Source organism: Adonisia turfae CCMR0081 (assembly GCF_011009555.1).
GTDB lineage: Bacteria > Cyanobacteriota > Cyanobacteriia > Phormidesmidales > Phormidesmidaceae > Leptothoe > Leptothoe turfae.
Genome location: NZ_QXHD01000004.1, coordinates 7,293,888 through 7,319,996, shown reverse-complemented (window position 1 = coordinate 7,319,996; position 26,109 = coordinate 7,293,888). Strand labels below are relative to the sequence as shown.

Below are 26,109 nucleotides of genomic sequence, written 5' to 3'. Positions count from 1 at the left end.
TGTGGTCGCCGCAGCGTTTCTACGGGGGGACGGGTGGGGCGGGGTGAGCCGTGGGTGATGACTACGGTGATTTTCGACCTGGAGGTCGTGGAGGAGGGCAAAACCGATGTCGTCTAAGGGGGGGATTGCGGGTTTTAGCACACTGCGAATCTGCTCAAGATGCCAACCATGGTGACTCAAAATAGAAGCGGCTTCTTCCACACCTCGGTTCATTACCAGCAGAGTTGGCCTCTGGTGAATATTGATTTTTGTAACGTTAATTTCGGTTGACCGGCTCAATTTAGGTGGGGGACCAAATTTACGCTGTAGCTTTTCTAACGTGGTTGCTTGCTCCTGAATTCTCTGAAAATTTTCCACACTGATACAACCATTTTTGAGAACGCCGTTGATTTCAACTAGCATCCATCCTGCTCTACATAATGAGTGGGCCGCCCGTACATTTAAGTCTTGTCTAGACAAGTCATAGCGGTAAAAATCTTCCATGGGAGCAAGTTCGACTGAAGATAGAAGATATCCACACCGTGGATCACGCTACAGTCCGACGAGGTTACTGGATAAAGGTATCAATGATTTTCACGTCATCTAACGACCTTAAGAATTAATCAAGGGTGTTGGCTGTTAAGGGCAGGACGTATGGAACCCAGGGAAAGGTTGCACTATACCCAATAGCGACAGAGCCGACTTTTAATTGGGGCGTTCCATAGAAGCTGTCTATGGAATTGAAGGATAAAAACATCTTGCAGGTAGAAATAAGCCTTTGTAAGATTTGGTCATCACGTTATTCGTGGGCTAGCGATTTTAGAATCATGAATCAGCCAGTTTCAGAGATGAGAGATTGCACTATACCAATGGAGATGTTCACCATGGGGCTGAAATTTTTATAGATAGAGGCTTAGAGGTGCCTGCTGTTACAACAGAAAAAATGATTGCAGTTGATCCCATGGCTGTTGAAGAAACGGATTCTCATCTGTTGTCAATGATGAAAAATGCAGGTTGAAACCTTCCTCCATAGGCGATTTCATGTCTGAAAGAACAATGGCGACAGACCCAGATTGTTGTTTTAGTGGGTAGGGGTGGAAATGGTGATGATGGCATTTGTGCCGCCAGGCATTTAGCTAGTCGGGGAAGCCATGGGACATAATGTCTCTCCATTTGAGGAGCCTTGTTGTATTTGCCTGATGGCTAGCAATTCATGTGTCTAAAAGTAAATTTAGGTAAGTAATGTCATGCCAGTGCTGCCCTTTGTATCACTATTGTCAAAAGAACGCTCATTTTTTAGAGTTAGAGACCTATTATGACTGGACCAGGGTTTGCGTTAGCGGTTGGCCTAGCATTTATTCATGCGTTTGTTTCTAAATTAAATATTTTTTCCTTCATTCCTGAATTTCGCTGGATGTCCTTTGCGGGCGGAGTATCTATTGGCTATGTCTTTTTGGAGGTTTTTCCCGAGTTAAGTCATGCTCAAGAGACGATAACGCACTCTAATATTCCATGGGTTGCGTATGTGGAAAATCATGTTTACATACTGGCGCTGTTGGGCTTGTTGGTGTTTTATGGGTTAGATATTTTGGCGCTTAAATCTCGCCTGCATAACAAAACTAAGAACAACCAGGACAGCACCCAGAATCCTGTTTTCTGGATTCACATTGCGGCGTTTGCGATTCTCAATATGGTTGTTGGTTACTTACTGCAAGAGCTGGCTAACCACACACTGCTGCAATGTCTATTATTTTTTGCCGCCATCGCCCTGCACTTTTATATTATTGACCATGGCTTACGGGAGCATCATCAGGCTCCTTATGACAAATATGGTCGTTGGCTGCTGACGGCAGCCATTATGGTAGGTGCGATCGCAGGCCGCTCCCTCCACCTCAGTGAAGCCGGAATTCTAGCTGTTTGGTCCTTCCTGGCTGGCAGCATCATTCTCAACATTTTGAAACGAGAGCTACCCGACGAAAAACAAAGCTGTTTCTTTTCCTTTGCCACGGGGACAGCGCTTTACACAACTTTATTGTTGCTTGTTTAGGGAGTTCTCATAAACACTTGCAATAATCTCCCTGCTCGCAGATTTTAGGAGAACGACCATGCCTGATGTCACAACACAGTGGTATCGCGTTCTAGATCTAGATGAGTTACCTGAAGGCCGAGTTAAGACCGTTGTAGCTGGTCATAAAAGCCTGGCCCTCACCCACTACCAGGGCCAATATGGTGCTTTAGACAACCGCTGTCCTCACCAGGGTGGTCCATTGGGTGAAGGCTCCATTGAGAATGGTCTGTTGCGTTGTCCCTGGCATGGCTGGGACTATTGCCCGTTAACGGGGGCACCACCTGGCGCTTTGGAAGTGGATGATGCCTTAGAAACCTTTCCCGTAGATGTGCGTTCAGATGGTGTGTATGTGGGGTTAGACATTGAACAGCCCCACATTCGTACCGTTAGCGATGTGATGGTAGAAACCATGGTGAACTGGGGCGTGACCCATGTGTTTGGCATGGTGGGTCATTCTAATTTGGGTCTGGCAGATGCCATGCGTCGCCAAGAAACTCAGGGAAATCTCAGTTATATCGGTATTCGCCATGAAGGGGCAGCGGCGTTTGCAGCTTCGGCCTATGCCAAACTAACGGGCAAACCTGCCGCCTGTTTAACCATTGCGGGTCCTGGTGCAACAAATTTACTGACGGGTATGTGGGATGCCAAGGTTGATCGTGCGCCCGTATTAGCCCTAACCGGGCAGGTCAATACCCAAGTGTTGGGCACTGGCAATTTTCAGGAATGTGATCTATCAGCGGCTTTTAGTGGCGTTGCGGCCTGGAGTCATACAGTTCTAAGCAATAGCAGACACGCTGAGCTGATGACCCTGGCCATTAAGCATGCTCTGCTCAAGCGAGATGTCTCCCATCTGATTTTCCCTGATGAGATTCAGGTGCAGACAGCGGTCGATGTGCCTGCCTCAGATCCCATTGGTCGGATGACTCCGTTACACATTGCGCCACCACCGGAGTCGTTGCAAAAGGCCATGGATACATTGCAAAAATCTCGTCGACCGGTGATTATTGTTGGCCACGGTGCCCGTTTTAATATGGCTGCGGTCATTGAGTTAGCAGAAACGTTAGGGGCTCCAATTCTGACCACGTTCAAAGGCAAAGGATTAATTTCCGATCACCATCCTTTAGGTTGTGGTGTTTTGGGACGTAGTGGAACCCCCATTGCCAGCTGGTTTATGAATGAAGCGGATGTTCTGCTTGTCTTGGGAGCCTCGTTCTCAAATCATACGGGTATCTATCCTGGTAAGCCGATTATTCAGGTGGATTTTGACCCGTTGGCCCTGGGTAAGTTCCATGCGGTAGAGGTGCCTGTGTGGGGTGAAATTAGTGTTGTTGTGGCGCAGTTGCAGGCGGCGTTGGCCGGAAACGTGGCCACGGAGGATCAGCGATCGCAAATTGCAGACCGCTGGGCCATCTGGCGAGCCGAAAAAGCCCGCCGCGAAGCCGACGACCGTGGACAAGGAGTTGATTCTGCCAGTGTTTTTGCTGCCATGACCCGCCATGTGCCCGCCAATGCCGTCATTGCCGTGGATGTGGGCAACAACACCTATTCCTTTGGCCGTTATTTTGAATGTCAGGCCCAGTCCGTCTTGATGTCTGGCTATCTCGGCTCGATTGGGTTTGCCTTCCCGGCAGCCATGGGGGCTTGGGCAGCCGCAGGTCAGGAGCGACCGATTGTGTCAGTCTCTGGCGATGGTGGTTTAGGTCAATATCTCGCTGAGTTCACCACCGCTGTGAAATATGGCATGAACATTACTCACATTTTGCTCAACAATTCTCAGCTTGGCAAAATCTCTAAAGAACAGCGTGCTGGAGAGTGGGATGTGTGGCAAACGTCACTCCATAATCCTGATTTTTCAAAATATGCCGAAAACTGTGGTGGTTTGGGTATTCGGGTCACTCAAAAGGAGGAACTGGATGAGGCAATTACTCGCGCCCTTGCCTATCAGGGACCCGCCCTGGTGGAGATTATTGCAGATCCAGAGTTGATTTAGGCGCTTGCGCTTAAAGATATCACCCCATTCCCCCATCACTCATCCATCCACCCATCCACAACACCAAGCCCACTCTAGTTGACTCAAAACTTTAAACCATGACAGAACAACTTTCTAAAATTACCCAGCATCAATGTGAAAATGCACCTGCAAAGTATGATGACCTGAAGGCCTTATTCCTCAATTGCACCCTCAATCGTACGCCAGTGCTTTCCCACACTCGCGGAGTGATCAACATTGCCAAAGAGATTTTTGAAGCCAATGGTGTGCAAACCAAAGTGATTCGTCCCGTTGATTACGAGATTCCGGCGGGTTTAGGCTTAGATATGTCTGAAACCCCCGAATGGGATAAAGATGACTGGCCTCAGTTGCAAAAACAGATCGATGAGACTGATATTTTGGTGTTGTGTACTTCAGTGTGGCTAGGAGAAAAAAGCTCTGTGTGTAACCGTGTTTTGGAACGGATGTATGGCTACACTCACCTGCTGAATGAGAAAGGCCAGTACCGTGACTATGGCAAAGTAGGGGCCACATTGATCACAGGCAATGAGGATGGTGTAAAACACTGTGCGATGAATATTCTGTTCTCACTGTCTCACATTGGCTATACAATTCCTCCCCAGGCTGATGCTGGTTGGCTCGGTGAAGTGGGGCCTGGACCGTCGTATTTAGATCCAGGTTCCGGCGGCCCCAATAACGATTTTACGAATCGGAACACCACGTTTTTGGCCTGGAACTGTATGCACCTGGCACGCATGCTTAAGGATCATGGCGGGATTCCAGGCCATGGCAATCAGCCTGATGCTTGGGATGCTGGATGTAAGACGGACTTTAAGAACCCCGAGCACAAGGTGTAGGTTGGGTTGTCATACGCCGAAACCCTTGCCTCTGAACCAATTTTTTATGAACCCAACAATGCCAGCACCCATTGTTCTCGTTTTTTGTGGGCGTTGGGTGATCGGTAATGTTGGGTTCATAAGGGTTTTGAATAGTCTGAGAGCTTTTGGTGTGGGGTAACCCAACCTACGTTAATACCCTGTATGTTTCTGAAACTCTGCTCATCAATGGACACTTCACGGTCAATCTTTGTAAGATTTGATGCAAGGGACATCATGGGCATTTGCCGTTTGGGTATCAGGAACTATGACAGATGCTAGATCTCCAGAGCAGCCTGGAGAAACCTTGCTCACGGCGGTGGAGCCGTTGAGCGCTAATCCTCGCTCATTAAGGTATCGTGCGATCTCAATCTGGTTGTTGGGCTTTGCTGCCTTAGCGGGGGCAACTACCTGGGGCTATATGCGTTATCGGGCTCCTAGCTCAGAGCCGATTGCCGTGCCCCTGCATACGGTGGAACGCTCGACGGTGGAGCTAACGGTCACCTCTGGTGGCACCCTGGCTTTGGGAGGGCAGCAGACGCTGAAATCGCCGCAAAATGAAGCGACCGTTGAGCAGGTGCTGGTGGAGGTGCGCACCCTGGTGGAAACTGGTCAGCCGTTGCTGATTTTGCGCGATCGCAGCAACGAGCGAGAGGTGCGATCGCAACAGGTCGAAATCCAAAAAATCCAGCTGGACCTGAATCGTAATCAAGAAAAAGTAGCCGAAGTCGAGCAGCGAGTCACTGCTGCGATAGAGCAATACCAAGAGTCTCAGGAGTTAGCAGCTCAAGGATTTATTTCAGAAGATGAGGTGCGCGAAGATGAAAACGCCTTAGATCGAGTCCGTTCCGAACTCAAAGATGCCCAACTGACTGTCATTAAGTCTGAGTTAGACCTCAAGACAGCTGCTGAAACCCTGGATTTGCTAGAACAGCAGTTTAATGATCGAGTGATTACGTCACCGATTGATGGGGTTGTGCTTGAAGTGCAAGTGAGTGCAGGTGAAGCCATTGCCACTGATAAGAGTCTGCTGACTCTGGGGGACCCCGCTCAAGAGATTGTTAACCTACAGCTGTCCACCTTGGATGCCGCCAAAGTTAGCCTTAATCAACCTGCTAGAATTCGTGCCATTGGCCCGGATGCGCAAGACTTTGACGGACGGGTGGTGGCTTTAGCACCCCAGGCCCTATCGGCGAGTAACGGTGGTAGTTCTCAAGAAGGGCAAGCCAGGGTGACCGCCAAAGTAAAACTAGACAGTGCCAGTCAGGCATTGATTCCTGGCAGTTTTGTCAGTGTTGACATCATTACGGAGCAACAAAAAGATGTGCTGGTGGTTCCCCCTGAAGCGATCCAGCGCGATCAGGGCGAGCCATTTGTTTGGATTAGAAATCAGCGGGGTAATGCGGCCCAACAACCCATTGAACTGGGGCTACAGGGGCTAGATTTAGTGGCGGTAACAGAGGGGTTGAGCGTAGGCGATCAGATTGCCCTGGTCCCCCCTACCATGACCGTTACGCCTGGCATGCCCCTCTGTGAGTCTCCTGCACTCCCTATCCCTGAAGAATTTAACCAATAATTGTCATGGGACTTCCCTTACCAGATCTACTGTTTATGACCTGGCGCTCCCTGACCAATCAGTGGCTGCGCTCTGGTCTGACGACATTTGGCGTGTTTATGGGGGTAGGTGCGGTCAGTGCCACCCTCAACATTCAAACCATTACCCGTGAAAAAATTGATCTTAAACTAGCCCAGCGTGATCGACCATTTGTTAGTCCCTGGGTCTATGCCAGGAATGGCCCCCAACCTGAGTTGGATGAAGCCTTTCAAAAGGCGCTTACCAACTCAATTACTGAAATTCGCTCCGTTAGCTCTATTAGCAACGTTTACAACATTAACAATGTTCAATACGAAGCCAATGAAGCCGAAGTGGATGCCCGCAGTGTTTCCCTTAACTATTTAGATACCACAGGGCGACAGATGTTGCAGGGACGGTTTTTTGATCCAGGAGATGTGGAACAGTATCGCCCTGTGGCCATCATCGACGAACAGTTGGCAGTGGGCCTATTTCAGGAGAAATCACCTTTAAATAAGGCTGTTTATGCCAATGGTAATCGCTTTATCGTGATTGGTGTGATGGAGTCCAAATCTAACTCTGAATGGGGCACAGGGGGGGAGTTGTGGATGACTGAGACCTTTGCAACTGTTTTGTCTGGGGGATATCGTTGGGATTCATTGCAAATTAGCTCCCACTCCTTGACTCAAATTGGCGACCTTAGCGAAGCGGTCGAAGCTTTTTTGCAACAGAGTTTTCCCCAGGCCGAGGTTCATGTTTGGAGTAATGCGGATGATTTGTTAGAAGACTTAGAAGTGCAAAAAATTGCCTCAGCTGCCCTCACTGCGGTGGGTCTAATTGCCCTGGTCATTGGCGGCGTGGGCATTGCCAATATTACAGTTGCTGCCGTGCTAGAGCGGACCAAAGAAATTGGTATTCGTCGAGCCATTGGTGCATCTAAGTTAGAGGTGATGAGTCAGTTCATTTTAGAGGCGGTGATATTAAGCCTGCTGGGGGGGGCGGTAGCTGTTGCCACGGTCCACGGTCTGACTCAAGCGGCCACAACGATTGTCATAGAGGCTCCCTATCGATTCTCATCTCGTAATGCTGCCTTATCCATGGGGGCAGCGGTGGTCGTTGGTGTGGGCGCTAGCTTTATCCCGGCTTTGCGCGCTACCCAAGTTGATATTGTTAAAGCCCTGCGGAGTGACTGATGCGATTTCAAAATCAGCTACATATCTTTTTAATGGCCAGTGCTTTGGCAACATCAATGCTTCAGCCAGCAGTTGCGCAACCGGTTACGCAACTGCCTGAGCTACCGCCCACACCAAATTCCCAGTCTGAACGGGAATCTGACTCATCTCCGAGTATTGAGCCGAGTACTGAGTCTCCCTCGGCCCCATTATTAGCCCCCTCTGAGACGCAGAATAACCCTGCCCAGACTTTGGCATTAACCCAGTCAGACGTTGTTACGCTGTTACTGCAAAACAATCGTGAACTGAGAAATGCTGCCTTAGAGCGGATTGCCCAACAACAAGATCTACGAGAAGCGGAGAGTATCTTTACCCCAGATTTAACTCCAACCTTAAGCCTGGGCCTGAGCGATCGTACGGCTGATACAACCGAAATTACCCGTGAAGCTCGTCTGGGGGGAGAGCTGCTGACCCCCTTGGGAACGACGCTGGAGGTAACGGTTGATTTGATTGAGGATCAAGAGGTGGATGTAACGGTGACTCAGCCGCTGTTGCGGGGGGCTGGGCGAGCGGTTAACACATCCTCTGTAAAAATTGCCCGTTTACAAGAAACTAGTAATCAGCTTAATCTGCAACAGCGACTAATTACGGATATTACTGGCGGCATCAACACTTACCATGCGTTAATTCGCGCCCAAGCCAGTCTACAGATTCAACAGCTATCTTTTGAGACTCAGCAACAACAGCGCCGTTCAATCGAGGCATTGGTAGAAGCAGGACGGAGAGCCCGATTTGAGTTAGTGGAAATTGATGCCAACCTGGCAGCTACTGAAACTAATGTTTTAGAAGCTGAAAATGCGCTACAACAGGCGAAATCGGATCTCTTAAATCTGCTAGATTTGGACGACTCGCTGGAAATTACAATTCCAGAAGAAGCTTTGGCCACATTGAGCACGGTTGCTGAAGACTCTGAGGTTCCGTCCTTAGAGGAGCTGGTGGAGATTGCTTACGGGAATCGACCAGACTATCGCCAGGCTCAGCTAGATTTAGAAATTGCTGAGATCAATGGTGTGGTAGCTACTGACAATCGCCGCTGGAATTTAGATTTACGCGCCAATGCCAGCACAAGAGAATTTTCGGAAGCATCAACAGAGTTAGTATTGACGCGACTGTTAGAAGATGAATCAACGGAAACCGCTTTGCTGCGTAACCGGGTATCGCAACAACAGTTACAAAATGATCTGGATCGACTTGAGTCTGATATTCAACTTGATGTTGCAGACCAGCTACGAGATGTAGAATCTGCCCGCAATCGCATTGAGGTAACACGTCTAGCTCGGGAGCTGGCTGAGCAGCGTTTAGAAAATGCCCGTGCCCGAGCACGCCGGGGTCGCACTCGGGACATTTTTGAAGTATTGGAGCTGCAAAATGATCTGGTCGAGGCGCAAAACAGTGAGGTCACTGCTGCCATTGACTTTGCAGATGCGATCGCATCCCTCAATCAATCCCTTGGCACCACCCTTGATGTCTGGTCTGTGCAAGTTGAGGAGAGTCAGTTGCTAATGGTGCCAGAGAGCTTAGAGTCTGATGAAGATGAATAGGGAGATGTCTAGGTTGCGATCGCGTCTAAACTGAGCTGCTTAGAACAGCATACGCAAACCCATAACAGTCACAGCACTCAGAATCATCAGGATTGCCAACACCATATCCTGACTGCGTTGCTGCTCAGAAGCATCCATCTTGGCAGAATACACAGCGACTTTAACGTGGTCTTGATGATAATTACGCATCTTGATTTTCCTTGAGTCGTTAGGAACTGGTTGCCCTAATTGCATGGCGGGCAATACCGATTATTAGAAACCCTGAAATGAGCCAATGATATGGAAAGCCCTAAAGCTGCATCAGACTAATATTTCAGGAAATGTTTCTAAATATTAGTATTACATAAACAAATGTAAACAAATGTAATAAAGGCCGTCCTTTGACCCATCCTCGGCCTTGAAACAAAAGCAATGGACTGGATGCTTAAAACTATTAAGAGAATGTTACGTTTTGATTTTCAATAATTTGCAGTAGTAGATTCTCTGGTTGGCCCATAGGCCATGCGACCCATAGCCAGTAATCACACTCTACGATTTTGCCCCGTGGTTTGGCTTAGTGCCACCACCCTTATTAGAGGAGGAGTGAGCGTCCGCTGGTCGGATGTCGGTTGCTTTAAGCCCAAGAGCCTTCGTCAAAGTCCGGATGGTGCAGTAAAGGTAACTACCTGCCAAGATGCAGCTTATGGTGCTAGTCATGCTTCGTTAATGGCACATCAATGGAGTTTCCCTATGGAATTTCTCAGTACATCTTAGGCAAGCCTTTTGGGCGGCTGGCTATGTGCTGACGTTAAGACTTGTAGCTCTGGAATAACTCAGATAAGAAAAATAAATGCAATAGTTTGTAACGTTATTGTTACATTGCGTTACTATTGTTTACAAGGGTTGCAAAGCGTTACTGCTAATCAGCATTGTCCAATCTCTTCGGGTAATGCTTTTCAGACCCTTCTCACACACTTAGTTTCGAGGAGCCCATCATGTTTGCACCTATCGTAATTCTGCTTCGTAATCAATTTGGCAAGCGTGAATTTAATCAAATGCGCGGAAAGGTCATTGCCCTACATTCGAAAGTGATTACAACGGTTTGTAATTGGTTCGGTATTGATCGCACAGAGCGTCAGAATCTGATTCGTGTAGCACGTGACAATGGTAAGAGACTTGGATTTTTGGCGTAAGAACTTGAATTTCATAGCATTCAGCCTGTTTCCTGACTAGTGGCTGACTGCATATATTATCTTTCCTCTCTCCAGAGATACAATACAGTCTGGCCTCTATCGTTTATGGTAGAGGCTTTTCACCGTTAGAGAGTTTAACTGTTTGGTACACCATAGCTAACAGCCCCTGACAGTGATGCCAGGGGCTGTTTTTGTCCTCAGAAGGTGACTTCTGAGCAGTCTTTTTGAGAAAAGTATGCTGTTCTAGAAAAAAGATGCTAAGACTTTTTATTAGATTGTTTGCGAATGATGATGATGTCACCATCCTGATATTCAAAATCTTTTGAACCCTTTTTCTTAGAGGATTTGCCAGCGCCAGCACCTTGAGCCATGAGGAACAGTAATACGAATGGCAATGAAATGAAGAGAATCGGGGACATTACGTTATCTCCTAAAAAACATTGGCAGACATGAGACAGTAATCTGAAGCATCAGGGTAATGGCACCCTGAGCAGGCGCATATCATGGGTTCAATTACTCTAGAGAAAAAATGAAGGTGTTGATTTTCACTCCCTGTGATACCTGATGTAGTACGCAGTCAAAAGTGATGATTACTTAGCAGACAGTTGTTTGATTGGCCTAGATATTTAATCAAAAATACGGAAAATTTATGACTGAGTCCGTATTGCTTACAAAAGCATTGTATGTTTCCGCACCTATCCTTGCGTTACCCTTATGGGTACTTTTCCGTTAAAGATACGTAACATTTACCTTTTGGTTTGTGTGTTCTCTATCCATAACCGTGATTTTTTTATGCAGGCTGAACATATTCGACGGAATGAAACCATCTTTCGTTTAATTAGAGATGCCAGACTCTATGAAATTGGTAACCATGCCTGGGTTCATGGAAAGTGGTTGCAGAAGAAAGCAGTTTTTCTCATCTAGTTGATAAAGCAAACTTTTAATAAGTTTGAGATGGCTCATACAGTATATGCATATTCGCATAGTTACATTCAAAGCTATCCAGATTAACTTAATCTATGTAATATTTACAGATATGCTTGCTATGAGCATGTCGTAGTGAGTCTTCTTTGTCTACAGATGTGTATTACATTAACAAAGCTTTTTGCATTCTTGTATCTAGGGGGAATTACTTTCTTTTTTTGGGGAAGTTTGGAGGCTTATGCGAAGGCAAGAAATACTCAAAGTTATTAGAGAAGCTGTTAGACAGAATGCAGAGTTCTTAGATTTACGCTCCAGTAAATTAGTTGAATTGCCATCTGAAATAGGGCAGCTTACTAATCTAAAAAAACTTGTTTTAAGAGGTAATCAATTAAGTGAATTGCCACCTGAAATAGGTCACTTAATTAATTTGGAAATCTTAGACTTGCGTTCTAATAGACTACTTGAACTGCCATCTGAAATAGGTCAGCTTACTAATCTAAAAAAACTTGCTGCTAGTCAGAATCAATTGATTGAACTGCCATCCGAAATAGGTCAACTGCAAAACTTAGAATTGCTGGATTTGCGTTCTAATAAATTGGTTGACTTGCCACCTGAAATAGGTCAGCTTACTAGTCTTACTATTCTTGCTCTTAATAAAAATCAGTTCCTCGAACTTGAGCAGATTGATGATCTCCGAGATTTAGCTTATCTTTTTAGCTACCCAAAGGAGTTGCCGCCTGAGATAAAGCAATGTATCAATAATCCTCAGGAAGCAGCTCAAAAAATTCCTCGATATTATCGTCAGATCCTAGAACAAGAAACCGATCGTTTATATGAAGCTAAACTCTTAATTGTTGGAGAGGGAGGTGCTGGTAAAACAAGTTTGGCAAGAAAGATTGATAATGAAAGCTATGTTCTAGATTCTACAGAGCAATCAACTAAAGGGATTGATATTATTCAATGGCAATTTCCATTAGGAAATGACAGAGATTTTCGGGTTAATATTTGGGACTTTGGTGGACAAGAAATCTATCATGCTACCCATCAGTTTTTCTTGACAAAGCGCTCTCTATATATATTAGTGGCTGATAGCCGTAAAGAGGATACAGACTTCTTCTATTGGTTAAATGTAGTGGGTCTGTTGAGTAAGTCCAGCCCTATTATGATTGTGAAGAATGAGAAGCAAGATCGACAGCGAGAAATTGATGAGCGACAACTTCGTGGAGAGTTTACAAATTTAGGTAAAGTTCTAGCTACCAATCTGGCTAATAATCGTGGATTAACAGAAATTAAACGAGCTATACAGCAAAATATTGCAACCTTGCCCCATGTAGGAGTGGAGCTTCCTAAGACCTGGGTGAAAGTTCGTAAAGCTCTAGAAGATACTCCTCGTAATCATATTACTTTGGAAGAGTATCTAAAGCTTTGTAAGCGAAATGGTTTTACTCGCCAAGAAGATGCGTTACAGCTGAGTGAGTATCTTCATGATTTGGGTGTTTGTCTACATTTTCAGGACGATGATCTTCTTCGGAAAACGGTCATACTCAAGCCTACCTGGGGTACCGATGCAGTTTATAAGGTGCTAGATAACCCTAAAGTTATCGCTAATCTCGGGAAATTTGATCGAGGCGATCTCGCTTCAATTTGGTATGAGAAGAAGTATTCCTTGATGAGGCGTGAACTGCTTCGATTAATGGAGAATTTCAAACTTTGTTATGAAATTCCTGGGAGCCATCATCAATATATTGCACCTCAGCTTCTCAGTCTTAATAAACCTCAATATCGTTGGGATGAAGTCGAAAATATTCTCCTACGCTACACTTATGAGTTTATGCCTAAAGGCATTCTTACTCGATTTATTGTGGAAATGCATCGTTGGATTGAAAATCAAACCCATGTTTGGAAAACAGGAGTTGTATTAGATAAAGACGGCGCTAAAGCTGAAGTTATCGAGCTTTATCATCGTAAAGAAATACGTATTCGAGTTTCAGGCAGACGAAGACGCGATCTTCTAACTACTGTTCGTCATGAGTTGGATAAAATTCATAGTAGATATGAGCGTTTGAAAAGTAAAACTTTGGTTCCTTGTAGTTGTGAGACCTGTAGGGAGAAGAAGGAACCTTTCTTTTATCCTTTTGATAAACTTCAAGAGCGTATTAGTAACGGAAAGAATACTATTGAATGTGGGGATCCTCCTTATCTGGATGTTTCTATTTTTTCTCTCATTGACGATGTCAATATTGTTCGTCGGTCTTCCCCTAGAGATGTTCATTCTGAACAGTCTATGACAAGAGACCAGATTTTCGTTAGCTATAGCCATTTAGATCAAGCTTGGTTAGGCCAATTTCAAACTCTTATCAAGCCTTTAATTCGAAGTAGGATGATTACTGTTTGGGATGACACTCATATCCAAGCTGGCTCTGACTGGCGGCAGGATATCAATTGTGCTTTGGCTTCCGCCAAAGTCGCCGTGCTTTTGGTTAGTCCCAGTTTTCTAGCTTCTGATTTTATTGCTGATAACGAACTACCTCCTCTATTAGATGCTGCTGAGCACCATGGTCTTACAATTATCTGGATTCCTATTAGCCATAGCCTTTATTCGGAAACCAAAATTGAAAAATATCAGGCAGCTCACTCTCCAAACTATCCTCTGGATAGCCTAAATTCAGCAGAGCAAAATCAGGCTTGGGTTAGTATCTGTAAAAAGATTAAAGCTGCTTATTTTGCTTAGACTTAGAGGTGGCATAAGGGTTTAGACCAGTTATTTCGAGAATACATATTCTGAGTAAATCTGTGCTTTAGAGCAATTTTTTGAAGAGGGATGTTTTCAAGGGTATAAAAGCTTTTATGACTCTGGCCATGAAATAGGGGTGATAATAGAGGGGTAAAAGAAACCTCAGTATGAATGCAAAATTCGGACGGTCGTCATCTATCAATAGAGACTCAAAATTACCTTCGTCAGCGAGCTATCCAACTTCGAGAGGATGGGAAATGGGTTAAAGATATCAGCCTACCTCGGAGTCAATCCGAACACGGTAACCAAATGGTATCGGCAGTATAAGCAGGTGGGAAAGGTCGCGCTATGTCAGCGTGACCGCGGTCGTCAATTGTGCTCAGGACGGACGCTGAGTCAGTTAGTGGAAACGAAAGTACAAGCCCAAGCCGCGATTCGTGACGAGTATTCAGACGATTACGACATCGACAGTGCCCTGTGATGCTGCGTGCGGTGCAAGAGCACTGTCGAGCAGTGGGTCAGGTTAGGATGCCGATTCGGACGGTGGGGCATTATCTCAAGCGTTGGGGCTATAGTCCTCAGCTTCTGCTCAAACGAGCCTATGAACAGGACCCGAAAGCGGTGGTCGAGCACTAGCGTCAAATAGTCTATCCCTCCATTCAAAAATGGGCGAAAGACGAACGTGCTGTGATTCATCTTCCCAATGAATCACAGCACGTTCGAATGACCATGGTGGATGAGGCTATGCGCCGATTGGTCACACCCCGAGATTCGATTAAGTCAAAACCAACGAGGCCGCGTTAACTACGTGGCCACCGTCACTAACCAAGGAACTGTGCGGTTTATGGTCCATACCAGCAAGTTCACCGGTTCTGTCTACATTGAGTTTCTTGAACGACTGTTACGCACCTCAGAGCGGAAATTGTTTTTAATCGCAGATTGTCTCCAGTGCATCGGAGAAAGCTCTTTAAGCAATGGCTTGCAGAACATTCCGACAGGAGTGAACTGTTCTTTCTACCGACATATTCTTCCGAGTTAAATCCGGTTGAATATCTCAACAATGATGTCAAGCAACAGGTGCATGATCAAGCCCCTACTCGTGATGTTTATCATCTTAAACGTAGAGTGATCTCAAGTTTACGAAAACTCCAAAAGTTACCCGTTCGTGTGAGTAACTATTTTCGGCCCCTATTTGATTGCCGAGTTAATAACAGACCTGAAAGACTTGAATCTAGATATCTACGCACTAACTGAAGACATTTGTGCTCCTGTGGGATCAAAGTTGCTAGGAAATTGTGTGGTTCCTGCTATATAATCTGCATCTTTGAGATTAGCCTTGTCTAATCTGGCTTCCCTAAGATCGGTGCCTATCAGCATAGCACCGCGTAAGTCGGCATTGTGCAAATCGACCTTGCTGAGGGTGGCATAGCTAAGGTCAACACCGCGCAGATTGGCTTGACTGAGGTCAACGTTGCTCAAGTCGCTGTAGCTAAGATCCGAACCCTTAAGGTCCACCTGGCTAAGATTCACATTAGCCAGAGATAGACCTGAGAACGCTCTTTGGCCGCGACTGTAGTTTTGAAGTAAGGCAGTAGCTTGAGACATAATGCACACCTATTTAGCTGCAAAGACTGGAGTATGAGGGCTCTGAAGTGTTAGCTGAGCATCGGGCTGCTGGCAAGCGGCCATTGTTTTGACATGCTCCATTTCATCGTCACGGATGGCGACGAACACATCGTAAAGATTTTTAATTTGGGGACGGCGCTCTGTAGGGGGATGAGAAGTTTGGAACTCATCGAACATGTAGAGATCCCCATCACGATAGTAGCTGATGGCTACTTGAGGAGCGGGTTCTTGCTTGAGAGTAGCTTCATTCGACTGTAGGAACTTGTCATAGCTAGCATAGGCATGCTCTTCGACTAATTCCATGAAGTGATAAGCCGCACGCGGATTAATGGCGTAGATGGCAACAATAATCCAGTAATAGAGCAGGGCTACATGGCGAGCCAGAAAACGATCAACCCATTGTTGGCTGCCACCCAGCTCTTCCATGATGAGCAAATGATGCAGCTCATTCCAAGATTCAGCAAAGTGGACTTTTAGCCAGTCGACTTTCCGCCACCAGCCTAAGGTTTCATAAAGATGCAGGACAGATAGGTAGGAAAAATAGGGAACACGGGCAACGGTTTCTAAAACGTAAAAGCGTGGGTAGGGTCGATTTTTGTAGACTGTGTTGATAACAAAAACAAGAATGCCTACTAGAGCTTTAATCATGAGGTGTTCTCCAAGAGGTTAGAGAAAGAACTTTGTTGTTGGTACCTGATTGGTTGAGGTGAGGTGCATCAGTTGCCGTGAATTAGGCAGGCTGCAAACTTACTGCTGTCTCAAACAATCTAGCGATTTCTAGGATTAATGGTGGTGTTTCTTGATATCTAGTAATAGACAACATATGTGTTGTTAAATATGTTGTTAAACGTGTTATGAGGTTGTTAAACATGTTGTTAAGTTGTTAAACATGTTGTTAAAATACTGAAGTAGTTTGCAATCTAGTTGCCTTGTTTTTGAAGGGGGAGAGAATTTGTCTGTTGAATGTTGCTGGTGTGATGCCTGCTGACAGGTGTTTTATGCAGTCCGAATTGTTGGGATGGATGCTGCTTCCCTAAAAACCCTCCTGGGGTTGCTTGGTATGAGTCCTCTCCATCAGATGGGTGTACAGCCGGGGAGCCGTTTGAGTCAATCAGTGCTACTTGACTACTGAAGCTACATGCGCTCTATCCCTTTCACCAACATCTTGAATGTGATGCTTGCCGTAGACTTCGTTACGGATAATTTACATTTTCCAACCAAAATGAATTCTGCGTGCCATTACATCGAAAAATATTGAGAAACATAGACGGTTTTGGCCTGGCTGCGTCTGCAACCTATAGCCTTCAAAGAACCGCATATAGAAACGCTAGTTAAGACGACCTATGGCACAATCCCCTAACTCACAGCCTGCTATCGAATCAATTTTGCACGAGCAGCGACTGTTTGAGCCGCCCGCTGAGTTTGCGGCAGCGGCAACTGTTTCTGGCGCTGATCAGTATCAAGCTCTCTACGATAAGGCGGCTGCTGATCCTGCTGCATTCTGGGCTGAACTCGCTGAGCAGGAACTGAATTGGTTCCAGAAATGGGATACCGTTCTTGACTGGCAGCCCCCCTTTGCCAAGTGGTTTGTCGGTGGCAAAATCAATATTTCCTATAACTGTCTAGATCGACATCTCGATACCCATCGCCGGGATAAGCCAGCCATTGTATGGGAAGGGGAACCTGGCGATTCTCGTACCCTCACCTATGCTGAGCTCCACGTTGAAGTGTGCCAAATGGCTAATGTGCTCAAAGGCATGGGTGTAGCCAAGGGGGACCGGGTGGGCATTTATATGCCAATGATTCCTGAGGCAGCTGTGGCAATGCTAGCCTGTGCCCGTATTGGTGCTGCTCACACCGTTGTCTTTGGTGGCTTTAGTTCTGAAGCCCTACGGGATCGTCTCAATGATGCTGAGGCCAAGGTCGTCATTACTGCTGACGGTGGTTTCCGCAAAGATAAGGCAATGCCGCTGAAGCCTGCTGTAGACGCAGCTTTAGCAGAGAACGCTGTGCCCACCGTAACCAACGTGCTGGTGGTGCAGCGCACAAAGCAGGCTGTGGATTGGACTGACGGCCGCGATGTGTGGTGGCACGATGTGAAGCCCGGTGCTGCCACTGAGTGTGTTGCCGAGCCGATGGACAGTGAGGATCTGTTGTTTATTCTCTACACCAGTGGTACCACGGGTAAGCCGAAGGGGGTGGTGCACACGACGGGGGGCTACAACCTTTACACCCACATGACCTTTAAGTGGGCCTTTGACATTAAGGAGGATGATGTCTACTGGTGTACGGCTGATGTGGGCTGGATTACAGGCCACAGCTACATTGTGTACGGTCCTCTGTCCAACGGTGCCACCAGTGTGATGTATGAAGGTGCACCCCGTGCGTCTAATCCAGGTTGTTTCTGGGATGTGGTGCAGAAGTATAAAGTGACTATTTTCTACACAGCTCCCACGGCTATTCGTGCCTTTCTGAAGATGGGGGACCAACACCCCAATGCTCGTGACCTATCTTCTCTACGGATTCTTGGGACTGTGGGTGAGCCCATCAACCCAGAAGCGTGGATGTGGTACCACAGGGTCATTGGCGGCGAGAAGTGCCCAATTATTGATACCTGGTGGCAGACTGAGACCGGTGGCTTTATGATTACGCCGTTGCCTGGCGCGATCGCAACCAAGCCCGGTTCAGCCACCAAGCCGTTCCCCGGTATTTTGGCCGATATTGTTGATGCCGAAGGCAACCCTGTTGGTGCCAACGCAGGGGGATACTTAGTGGTCAAGCATCCCTGGCCTAGCATGATGCGTACGGTTTACGGAGATGATGCCCGCTTCCGCCGCACCTACTGGGAGCACATTCCCCCCAAGGATGGTAAATATGTCTATTTTGCTGGTGACGGTGCCCGTAAGGATGAAGATGGTTATTTCTGGATCATGGGTCGTACCGATGATGTACTCAATGTGTCGGGGCACCGCCTGGGCACCATGGAAATTGAGTCGGCGCTAGTCTCTCACCCCGCTGTGGCAGAAGCCGCTGTGGTGGGTCGCAGGGATGAGATCAAAGGTGAAGATGTCTTTGCCTTTGTGATTTTGGAAGGCACACACAGTGCCAGTGATGAGTTGAAGGCTGAGCTGAAGCAGCATGTGGTGAAGGAGATCGGTGCGATCGCAAGACCCGGCGAAATTCGATTTGCAGACGGGTTACCCAAGACCCGCTCCGGTAAAATCATCCGTCGCTTCCTGCGTAACCTGGCCAGTGGCGAAGATCTAGTCGGTGATGCCACCACCATGGAAGACCAAGGCGTCCTAGAGAAGCTGCGGACTGGAGCATAAACCAAGCGCTGAATGGGTGTTTTTCATCCTTCACTATAGATAAACAAGATAAACAGGCAGTGGATCTAGGCTGAATGTCGCTCCACTGCCTGTTTACTATGACTCTAAAGCTGTGCATCTGAAGCCGTGCATCTAAAGCCGTGAGGCCATGCCAATTATTTACTCTCGTTCCATCAGTCGCGGATCAAAATCGCTGCTATCCATCGCTTCTGCGGGTCCGCCAATGTCTTCTATGGCCTGGGTCCAAGCCTCTAATCGGGCTGCTTGACTCAGGGCGATGTGATACGGCAAGGGACGAAAGGACTTCAACCTGTCGGCTGTTCTCTGTACCTTGGGGCGTTGATCCAGCACTGGGCGAGCAGGCTGTGGTTTGGGACGATCCATAAATGCTGATGTACGTAAGAATGATTCCATTCTAAAGGGGCTTTTCTGTGGTGTAGTGTGGTTAACCACCTTAAAAACCGTACTTTAGGCGATGTCAGCCGTTTAATTGTAGCGATGACTGTAATTAAAATTGAGTAAAACATCTTCGTAATCTAGTTCCAAAAATCGGTCTAAAGGCATGTAAAGCCAGCGTAACGAAGAATCTGGATCTCCTTTAGTCATGCGGAAACCGAGGGTGAGGGCAAAGTCTTCTGACAGGGGGTGAATGGCAATGGTGTAAATGTCACTCAGATTGGGAAAATCATCGCGAATTTTGCGTAAGGTGATTTGAGAGTCTTTAATAAATTCACAGGCCGTCTCATAGGTCCACACATCTATCTCAATTTGCCAGCTACGCACAAACACTGTGTAGCAATCAGGATCGCCTTTGGTTGCCACTGTGATGGGATCGTCTTCTCTCATATCCAGCCGACTCAGGTGTAAGCTGCGACTAGGAGAGAGATCAAACTTCTCTTCTGAATCGGGATGGGCCGGTAAGAATGCAGCGAACCCTACCGGTTCTTTGGTAGACATCCGTCGTAAGACCCGCAGGCCATCAGGATATTGCCGAGACCATTGGCGTATGCCTTTCTTGATATTGTGCAACATTGATTCAGGTCTTTCAGGATCATAGCTATAGACCTGTTCTAGAATATTGGCAACAAGGGTGGCATCATTGCGAGGATCAAAAGCATCCGGATAGAATGTGTCATCTGCTTTCTCCTCCGGTAGCTCAAAACTTTGAGGAATATTTAAGCTCAGTCGTGTAGCAACACCGTCGGATTCGCCCCGTCTCAGAAGATTTTTAGAAGCGAGCTTGTCTAACATTTGTCCAGCAGCTCGCGGTGTTCCCTGGTTTTGGGTATAAAACAAATCTGCTGCATCACTGTGGGAGCAGTAAAAACTACTAATCTGACGGTTGAGGGTGCTTATGGGCGCATAGTCCATGCCCCGTTGTTGCAGATAGCCGTAGCCCCACAGCCGCACAAAATAGGTTGCTTGCCTCAAGGTTATTTTTAAACCTGGCTGATGCACGATGTGTTCGATGTATTGGGTTTGTATATCAAGGGGGAACCAATCCTCAACATTGTTTGGTTTTAGCTCCTGATCCATGGTGATGCCGCTCCTATAAGCCATGAATGTCCTACGGGGCATGGGATGTTGTAACCTTGCTTCACCCCTGCTTCACCCTGCTTGATGCTAGCTCATGCTCCTCTGGGGTGCCACCCTATTCTTGATCAAAAAACATGTCCTTAACCATGACTTCTGCAGGGTTAAGGCGGCGGCATCTCCCTCGTAGGCGCTGTTCCGCCACATTGCGTAGGTTAGGAGTGTGATCAGGCGAAGCAAGAAAATCTGATTTCTGCCCCAAGGAATTCTAGGTTTGACGACGGCTGATCACGTCCCCCAACTTTTAAGCAGACCTATGCTATATACCGTGACCGACCTCCCCTTACCCCTTGGTGAGGTATCTGAGCCCATGGCCCATGGCTCAATTGAAAAAACTCTTAGCTCTGATAAGCTTGACCTGATTTTTGAACTGCTGCTAGGCCAGGTTTTCCCGTTTCGCGGTTTTATTCTGTTTGATGCAACTGGCAAGCTACTGCGGAGCACAACAAAGGCAGATGAATTTTGTGTCCTGCTGCACAAAAGTGTACCGGGCCAAGCGTTTGGTATGCCTCAGCCTTCAACATTGCCCGACCAGGTGCTGGCGCTCCGTGACTTTCTGATGGAGAGCTGTGTAGATTTTCCAGACCATACGCTGCAGTTGTATGACACTGTATGTCTGCCGGGGGGCATTCGTCTCCATCTCAATGCGGAATGGATTGATCTGGCAGATCAGCCAACGAAATGCATTTTGGTGACCATTGATGATCTGACCAAGATTGCCCATGATCGAGCGGTGTGTGATGCCTATCGCCATGGTTTGACCAGCCGTGAAGCTGAGGTCTGGGAGCTTTATCTGCAAGGGCTTTCCTACCGTCGAATCTGCAAGGAATTGATGATTACCCTGAACACGGTTAAAAAGCACATGAAGAGCATTTTCTGCAAATGCAGCATTGAATGTCGCTGTCGACACCTGGTATAGCGGTGTGCCTAATTTTACACGTAGCTGGAAAGTTACATAATGGCTGGAGATACTTAGAAACCGTCATTATGTAATTTACGAAAACATATATATTCCACGTGCTAAGTGATATAAAACACACTGTCAAGCAGCCATGATCACTCAGATTAGTCTGTAAGTGTTTAAGCTAAAGGTGTTTCCTTAACTTAGAACAAGTGCAGCACATGTTTAGCTGCCAGAGAACAACACACTCATGCGCTCCACTTTTCCAGTGATTAAACCTGCCAATAGCCACCCCCCGGACGTTGTGGAAATTTTGTCTTCAATGTGCCACGTGGCTCAACCTGAGGCTCCTCAGCCCATTGCTCGATGGATTTTGGAAGAAGGTCAGCTATTGGGCGTGCTTGTGGCATCGTTTCCTTCTCCATGGGTACGGGATACGTCGGCTTGTGGTGGATCGGCTTAGTGGTTTTGCTTTGTGGATGATTAAGGTGCCGTCTGGTTGTTGGGGGCTGCTTTGGTTATTGGTTATTAGGTAGTGGTGGTGTTGTCACGCTGTAGTTTTCTACGTGGCAGCGACGACTTCATGCAACTGTTGGGCATCTAAATTTTGATGCAAAATCTGACCATCTCGAAACCAAATTATTCGACGGGTGTTACGAGCTACTTCTACTTCATGAGTAACCATGACTACGGTCATGCCGCTGGCATTGAGTTGCTCAAAAATGTGCAAAATTTCTTCAGTGGTTTGAGTATCCAGGGCACCGGTTGGTTCATCGGCTAATAGTAGGACTGGCTGATTGACAATGGCGCGTGCGATCGCAACCCGTTGCTGTTGTCCCCCCGATAACTGCCGTGGTTGATTCTGTAATCGGTCACCCAGACCCACTTTAACCAGGGCTTCTTCTGCTCGCCGTTGTCGTTCACCATAGGCAACTCCGCCATAGACCATGGGCAGCATGACGTTATCTAGCGCTGTTAATTGGGGTAGCAAATGAAACTGTTGAAAGACAAACCCAATTTTGCGATTTCGGATATGGGCGAGTTCGTCGTCACTCAGCTGATCGACTTCTACTTTGTCCAGATGGTATTGGCCAGTGGTGGGGCGATCCAGGCAGCCGATGATATTCATCAGCGTGGATTTACCGGAGCCAGATGCTCCCATGATTGAGCAGTAATCGCCTGGGTCGATGGCAAAGCTGACACCTGCTAGGGCATGAACCTGGACATCTCCCATGTTGTAGGTTTTGGTAATATTTGAAACTTGAATGAGAGCCATGATCGACGTTAACTTCTCAGTGCAACAATGGGGTCTAACCGCGCTGCCTGCCTGGCAGGGACAACGCCAAAAATGAGGCCAATAGTCCCCGAAACCCCAGTGGCAAGCAGAATTGAATTCACTGTAATTCCTGGTTTCAGTGGGCTAAAAGTTGCTACCATCACAGCTCCACTTGTCCCTAAACCAATACCAATCACCCCTCCCGCAACCGATAGAATAATCGCCTCAATCAAAAACTGAGTGAGAATTACCCGCTGGGTTGCTCCGATCGCCTTGCGTAGACCAATCTCATGGGTGCGTTCGGTTACAGATACCAGCATGATGTTCATCACACCGATGCCGCCGACTAAAAGAGAGATGCTGGCGATCGCCGCCAGCATTAAGCTCAATCCTGCGGTGATTTTGGCCACCATGTCCTGGAATGACTTATTGGCCCATACTGAAAAGTTCTTTTTACCGTGGCGACGGGTGAGAATATTACTAATCTGAAAAGCTGCAGCCCTGATGCTTTCTGAATCTTGTGCTGAGATTTCGAGAAAATCGATGGGGATGCCATTGGGGGATTGGCGACCAGAGAGCTGATAGGCCATGGTGGTGATGGGCACGTAGGCTGTTTCGTCGTAATTGACGCCAAACAGTGTGCCTTTGCTAGTCATCACTCCCATCACCTGAAAGTTGAAGTCCCCGACCTGCACCATTTTGCCTAGGGCAGAGGCTTCACCAAAGAGACGCTTTTCTAACGCAGAGCCCAAGACAATGACGGGGGCATGTTGCTCTAGATCAGTGAAGGTTAAAAAACGTCCTTTAGCCAGTGTGAGACTGCGCACGTAGCCAATACCTGGGGTGGTGCCGATGACGCTACCACTGCGGGATCGAGAGCCATAGGTAAACTGCAGCTGGGCATTGATTTGAGGTGCTATTTCTAAGACAGCAGGGGCTTGGGATGCGATCGCATCCACATCTGCCAGGGTGATTTCTGCGGCGTCATCGTTGGGGCCTAAATCTTCGTCACTGGCAAAAATAGTCAGCTGGTTAGGGCCAAAGGATTCTAGCTGATCTTGAGTAAACTGTTTGGCTCCTTCGCCTAAGGCCACCATGGTAATAACAGAAGCATTGCCGATGATAATGCCTAACATCGTGAGCAAACTTCTGAGTCGATTGGCGTTCAAATTTTTGGCCGCCATTTGAATATTTTCGATGAATTGCATAGCTAGAAAGGATTATCAACGCCGTCAATTCTTTGGTCTGCGGGAGGTTCAATTAAAATCTCGTCTCCGGGGGCCAGACCTTCCATGACTTGCACCTGCGTTCCGGCTGTTGGCCCCAGTTGCACTGGTTTTAATGTGGGACCGTCCTCTTGTTGGGCATAAACCCCCGTTGTGCCATCGGTCTCAGTGACGACGGCTGCTAAGGGAATGACCAGTGCATCACTAATGGGTTGGCCGATAAATATTAGCCGTACATTCATGCCAGATTTCAGCTGCTCCTGGCCGCTTTTAAGCAGGACCTTGACCTGGAAAACAGTGACCTGGTTATCGCGAATTGCCCGAGGGGCAATGAGTTTGACTTCTCCTGAAAAGACTTCATTGGGATAAGCACTGCTGCGAACTTCTACGGTTTGCCCCACGGCTAGTTTGGCAATGCTCGCTTCCGGGACTTTAGCCTCAATTTCTAAACCGCTGGAGAGTTCAGCAATCGAAGTGGATGCTGCACCATCCGTTGACGAAGCTGCTGTGGCAGGCGATACAAAGTCACCAGCCTCGGCAAAGCGACGGGTAATGATGCCATCAAAAGGAGCCCGAACAACTGTTTCATCTAGCCTTACTTGAACTGCGGTGAGCTGAGCTTGGGCTTGAGCAACAGCGGCTTCTGCCTGGGCAATCTCTTCTGGTCGGGTGCCATTTTGCAATCTCATGAGCACTGCCTGTGCTTCCTGTAGTTGTTGTTCCTCCGCTACTAAGTTAGCGCTCGCCTCTTCTGCAGTGGTTTGGTAACTGTCAAGTTCGTCGGCTGAAATTGCCCCTTGCTTTGCCAAGCCATCAAAACGGGCTAGCTGTTGTTGGGCTTGCTGCAATCGTGTCTGAGCTGCTTTAATCGATGCCTCTGTCATCGCAACACGGGCACGGGCTTCGGCAATCTCCTCTGAACGTGGCCCTGCCTTTTGTTGCTCTAGGGTTGCTTGGGTCTCGGCGAGCACCGCTCGATATTGTTCAACCTCAGCCTGACTGCGGCGGCTGGTCATACGAGCAATGACGTGACCCTGGGTAATAAAATCACCTTCTTGAATAAAAAGTTCCGCGATTTTACCTGAATCCTCAGGACTTAGATTAATAACACGCTCGGCTTGTACGACACCACTGGCCTGGATTTGTGAGTTTAAATCCTGTTTTTTAACGAATACAGTTTGTTGTTCTGCAATTGGGGGCTGGCGTTGTTGGATGTAGGTAAATGCGATCGCACCCACCAGACCCACAGCCACTATCCCCACTGACCACGGTGGAATTGGTTTTAAGCGAGTTAATGTTTGCGCTTTCATAGTTGGGTTAGCATGTCACTCATGGTTGCATCCTAGAAAATCTCTGGGCTATATGCCATCGGCCCAGGCACCTGAACCACTAGTGCTGAGGATCGATTTCTCTCTAGGACTTTAGGACTATTGGACAGGCTATAGATTAGGGTCAGAAGATCCTAGTGCTTTCTTGAAAGAGCGGTTTAGCATGGGTAGTGAAGACAGATATTGTCCCTGCCCATTCACCTATCTGCCTAGACTCGTGAAACATTGGCCTAAGTCCCAAGCCCATCCTTTTCGGGTGCTACACATCATTGAGTGGATTTTGCTGGGTATTGCCGTATCAGAGCTGCCGTGGGAAAGTCTGCCCTATTTGTCTGATCTTATGGGCAGCTCACTGGCGGAGACGGAGCCCATACCGTTTGCCTGGCTCTGGAGTCTAATGTGCCTGTTGTTGCTGGGGCTGCTGGGGCGGCGTTTACCCATAGGGTCAGCCGTCAGCAAGTGGGGATATACGGCTGTCCAAATTGGACTGATTTTAGTGGCAACGTCCTTGGCCAATTGGCAATCTCCGTTTTTGATGCCTTACCTTGTGGTTATGATTCGTGGGTACTTGATTTTTAGCCATCGGGAGCGCTGGGTGCTGGCAGCGCTAACATTTGGTATTACGATCTCATCTCTGGCTATTCCCCTGCTAGATATTCCAAGACTACAGTCGGCCTTTAATGAACCTCTGCCGTTGACGACTGACAAGGTTAGAACCATCAGTATGGTGATCGGCCTCTAC

General features: G+C 47.4%; 24 protein-coding genes and 2 pseudogenes. 16 read left to right on the top strand and 10 right to left on the bottom strand.

All coding sequences use genetic code 11. The features are described from left to right. Window positions 1-483: hypothetical protein (locus tag DXZ20_RS38070; RefSeq protein ID WP_250566034.1), on the bottom strand; the 483-nt coding region annotated here is incomplete at its 3' end. Between the two features lie 532 nt (window positions 484-1,015). Here DXZ20_RS38070 and DXZ20_RS38825 point away from each other — a divergent pair. From DXZ20_RS38825 to DXZ20_RS35120, 7 genes are all read left to right on the top strand, one after another. Next, the gene (locus tag DXZ20_RS38825; RefSeq protein WP_163661748.1) at window positions 1,016-1,141 is read left to right on the top strand and encodes an NAD(P)H-hydrate epimerase; all 126 of its coding nucleotides are present in this window, start codon (window positions 1,016-1,018) and stop codon (window positions 1,139-1,141) included. Between the two features lie 153 nt (window positions 1,142-1,294). Beyond that, entirely contained in the window at window positions 1,295-2,026 is a 732-nt protein-coding gene (locus DXZ20_RS35145; protein WP_163661363.1) for a hypothetical protein, read from the top strand. A gap of 58 nt (window positions 2,027-2,084) precedes the next feature. Further along, complete coding sequence (locus DXZ20_RS35140; protein WP_163703143.1) at window positions 2,085-4,037, top strand: thiamine pyrophosphate-binding protein; 1,953 nt, start codon at window positions 2,085-2,087, stop codon at window positions 4,035-4,037. 98 nt (window positions 4,038-4,135) lie between these two features. Further along, the gene (locus DXZ20_RS35135; RefSeq protein WP_163703142.1) at window positions 4,136-4,894 is read left to right on the top strand and encodes a flavodoxin family protein; all 759 of its coding nucleotides are present in this window, start codon (window positions 4,136-4,138) and stop codon (window positions 4,892-4,894) included. Window positions 4,895-5,180: 286 nt separating this feature from the next. Then, window positions 5,181-6,488 carry an efflux RND transporter periplasmic adaptor subunit gene (locus DXZ20_RS35130; RefSeq protein WP_163703141.1) on the top strand — a complete coding sequence of 436 codons (1,308 nt, stop codon included), beginning with the start codon at window positions 5,181-5,183 and terminating at the stop codon, window positions 6,486-6,488. 5 nt (window positions 6,489-6,493) lie between these two features. Then, entirely contained in the window at window positions 6,494-7,678 is a 1,185-nt protein-coding gene (locus DXZ20_RS35125; protein WP_163703140.1) for an ABC transporter permease, read from the top strand. After that, a complete protein-coding gene (locus DXZ20_RS35120) occupies window positions 7,678-9,258 on the top strand; it encodes a TolC family protein (protein ID WP_163703139.1) in 1,581 nt (526 codons plus the stop codon). Before DXZ20_RS35125 ends, DXZ20_RS35120 begins: the two co-directional genes overlap by 1 nt. A gap of 39 nt (window positions 9,259-9,297) precedes the next feature. Here DXZ20_RS35120 and DXZ20_RS35115 read toward each other — a convergent pair whose 3' ends face one another. After that, window positions 9,298-9,447 (bottom strand): hypothetical protein, encoded by a 150-nt coding sequence (locus DXZ20_RS35115; RefSeq protein WP_163661351.1) that lies wholly within the window; start codon window positions 9,445-9,447, stop codon window positions 9,298-9,300. A gap of 785 nt (window positions 9,448-10,232) precedes the next feature. Between DXZ20_RS35115 and pgr5 the strand changes: the two genes are divergently transcribed. Then, window positions 10,233-10,430: a cyclic electron transport protein PGR5 gene (gene pgr5, locus DXZ20_RS35110; protein WP_163661349.1), complete on the top strand. Its 198-nt coding sequence runs from the start codon at window positions 10,233-10,235 to the stop codon at window positions 10,428-10,430. Between the two features lie 257 nt (window positions 10,431-10,687). Here pgr5 and DXZ20_RS35105 read toward each other — a convergent pair whose 3' ends face one another. Continuing rightward, on the bottom strand, window positions 10,688-10,849 hold the full coding sequence (locus DXZ20_RS35105) for a hypothetical protein (RefSeq protein WP_163661347.1): 162 nt from the start codon (window positions 10,847-10,849) through the stop codon (window positions 10,688-10,690). Between the two features lie 743 nt (window positions 10,850-11,592). On the opposite strand from DXZ20_RS35105, the gene DXZ20_RS35100 reads away from it, so the two are divergent. From DXZ20_RS35100 to DXZ20_RS38820, 4 genes and pseudogenes are all read left to right on the top strand, one after another. Then, window positions 11,593-14,085, top strand: coding sequence for a COR domain-containing protein (locus DXZ20_RS35100; protein ID WP_163703138.1), 2,493 nt, complete (start codon window positions 11,593-11,595; stop codon window positions 14,083-14,085). Window positions 14,086-14,419: 334 nt separating this feature from the next. Continuing rightward, window positions 14,420-14,569, top strand: coding sequence for a hypothetical protein (locus tag DXZ20_RS38065; protein WP_250566033.1), 150 nt, complete (start codon window positions 14,420-14,422; stop codon window positions 14,567-14,569). Beyond that, window positions 14,569-14,724: a helix-turn-helix domain-containing protein gene (locus DXZ20_RS38060; protein ID WP_250566255.1), complete on the top strand. Its 156-nt coding sequence runs from the start codon at window positions 14,569-14,571 to the stop codon at window positions 14,722-14,724. The genes DXZ20_RS38065 and DXZ20_RS38060 overlap by 1 nt, the downstream gene beginning before the upstream one ends. Window positions 14,725-14,824: 100 nt before the next feature. Next, a pseudogene (locus DXZ20_RS38820) lies at window positions 14,825-15,342 on the top strand (IS630 family transposase). Here DXZ20_RS38820 and DXZ20_RS35090 read toward each other — a convergent pair. Together DXZ20_RS35090 and DXZ20_RS35085 are read right to left on the bottom strand one after the other, a co-directional pair. Beyond that, complete coding sequence (locus DXZ20_RS35090; protein ID WP_163703137.1) at window positions 15,328-15,693, bottom strand: Alr5209 family pentapeptide repeat protein; 366 nt, start codon at window positions 15,691-15,693, stop codon at window positions 15,328-15,330. The pseudogene DXZ20_RS38820 and the gene DXZ20_RS35090 sit on opposite strands and share 15 nt — an antisense overlap. Window positions 15,694-15,702: 9 nt before the next feature. After that, a complete protein-coding gene (locus DXZ20_RS35085) occupies window positions 15,703-16,362 on the bottom strand; it encodes an alternative oxidase (protein WP_163703136.1) in 660 nt (219 codons plus the stop codon). A 695-nt stretch (window positions 16,363-17,057) separates the two neighbouring features. Here DXZ20_RS35085 and acs point away from each other — a divergent pair. Next, window positions 17,058-19,043 (top strand): acetate--CoA ligase, encoded by a 1,986-nt coding sequence (gene acs, locus DXZ20_RS35080; RefSeq protein WP_163703135.1) that lies wholly within the window; start codon window positions 17,058-17,060, stop codon window positions 19,041-19,043. 159 nt (window positions 19,044-19,202) lie between these two features. On the opposite strand, the gene DXZ20_RS35075 is transcribed toward acs, so the two are convergent. After that, window positions 19,203-19,427 carry a hypothetical protein gene (locus tag DXZ20_RS35075; RefSeq protein WP_163661341.1) on the bottom strand — a complete coding sequence of 75 codons (225 nt, stop codon included), beginning with the start codon at window positions 19,425-19,427 and terminating at the stop codon, window positions 19,203-19,205. A gap of 102 nt (window positions 19,428-19,529) precedes the next feature. Beyond that, on the bottom strand, window positions 19,530-20,579 hold the full coding sequence (locus tag DXZ20_RS35070; RefSeq protein ID WP_163703134.1) for a hypothetical protein: 1,050 nt from the start codon (window positions 20,577-20,579) through the stop codon (window positions 19,530-19,532). A 313-nt stretch (window positions 20,580-20,892) separates the two neighbouring features. On the opposite strand from DXZ20_RS35070, the gene DXZ20_RS35065 reads away from it, so the two are divergent. Continuing rightward, a complete protein-coding gene (locus DXZ20_RS35065; RefSeq protein WP_163703133.1) occupies window positions 20,893-21,555 on the top strand; it encodes a helix-turn-helix transcriptional regulator in 663 nt (220 codons plus the stop codon). 232 nt (window positions 21,556-21,787) lie between these two features. After that, entirely contained in the window at window positions 21,788-22,000 is a 213-nt protein-coding gene (locus tag DXZ20_RS35060; protein ID WP_163661335.1) for a hypothetical protein, read from the top strand. Between the two features lie 99 nt (window positions 22,001-22,099). Here the strand turns inward: DXZ20_RS35060 and DXZ20_RS35055 are convergent, their stop codons facing one another. From DXZ20_RS35055 to DXZ20_RS35045, 3 genes are read right to left on the bottom strand one after another with little or no spacing between them, the layout of a single operon-like run. Next, entirely contained in the window at window positions 22,100-22,813 is a 714-nt protein-coding gene (locus DXZ20_RS35055; RefSeq protein WP_163703132.1) for an ABC transporter ATP-binding protein, read from the bottom strand. A gap of 8 nt (window positions 22,814-22,821) precedes the next feature. Continuing rightward, window positions 22,822-24,021, bottom strand: a complete 1,200-nt coding sequence (locus DXZ20_RS35050) for an ABC transporter permease (protein ID WP_163703131.1) — start codon at window positions 24,019-24,021, stop codon at window positions 22,822-22,824. A 2-nt stretch (window positions 24,022-24,023) separates the two neighbouring features. Further along, window positions 24,024-25,349: an efflux RND transporter periplasmic adaptor subunit gene (locus DXZ20_RS35045; protein WP_163703130.1), complete on the bottom strand. Its 1,326-nt coding sequence runs from the start codon at window positions 25,347-25,349 to the stop codon at window positions 24,024-24,026. Window positions 25,350-25,584: 235 nt separating this feature from the next. Between DXZ20_RS35045 and DXZ20_RS38045 the strand changes: the two are divergent. Then, window positions 25,585-26,109: pseudogene (locus DXZ20_RS38045) on the top strand (hypothetical protein); the annotation flags it as partial.